Raw genomic sequence first — 515 nt, forward strand, 5'->3', positions numbered from 1 at the left:
AGAGCATGCATGGCCGGGCCGGCGCGATGCTTGCCGGCATGGTTCCGATCTATGGATTCGGCATTGCCTGGCTTGCCGTCCATGTTCCGGCCGGCGAGCTTCTCGCGGTTGGCGTTCTTCCCTTCCTGCTCGGCGATCTGGTCAAGATCGGCATCGTGGCGGTGGGCGGCCGTATGCTTCCAGCCTCCATCGCCCGGCTTTGGAGCAGAGGCGAATGACGGTGTGCGATGGAACGATCAGGCACGACTGGACGATCGACGAGATCGTCGGTCTTCACGAATTGCCGTTGCTGGAACTGGTCGGCCGGGCCAACGCCGTGCACCGACAGCACCACGATCCGAACAAGGTCCAGAAGGCGAACCTTTTGTCGATCAAGACCGGCGGATGCCCGGAGAACTGTGCCTACTGCCCGCAGTCGGCACATCATCGCGAGGTCGATCTGACCCGTGACCGGCTGATGGAGCCAGCAAGGGTCATCGCCATGGCAGAAACCGCCAAGGCAGCGGGAGCCGAGC

At 63.3% G+C, this 515-nt stretch carries 1 protein-coding gene and 1 pseudogene; both read left to right on the plus strand.

The features are described 5' to 3' along the window. Positions 1-218, plus strand: a 218-nt coding sequence (locus V7672_RS15290) for a biotin transporter BioY (RefSeq protein ID WP_335625423.1), incomplete at its 5' end; no start/stop codon positions are given. Beyond that, positions 215-515, plus strand: a pseudogene (locus V7672_RS15295) (biotin synthase BioB); the annotation flags it as partial. The gene V7672_RS15290 and the pseudogene V7672_RS15295, both read left to right, overlap by 4 nt.

This window comes from Brevundimonas sp., assembly GCF_036963785.1.
In the GTDB taxonomy this organism is placed as follows: Bacteria; Pseudomonadota; Alphaproteobacteria; order Caulobacterales; family Caulobacteraceae; genus Brevundimonas.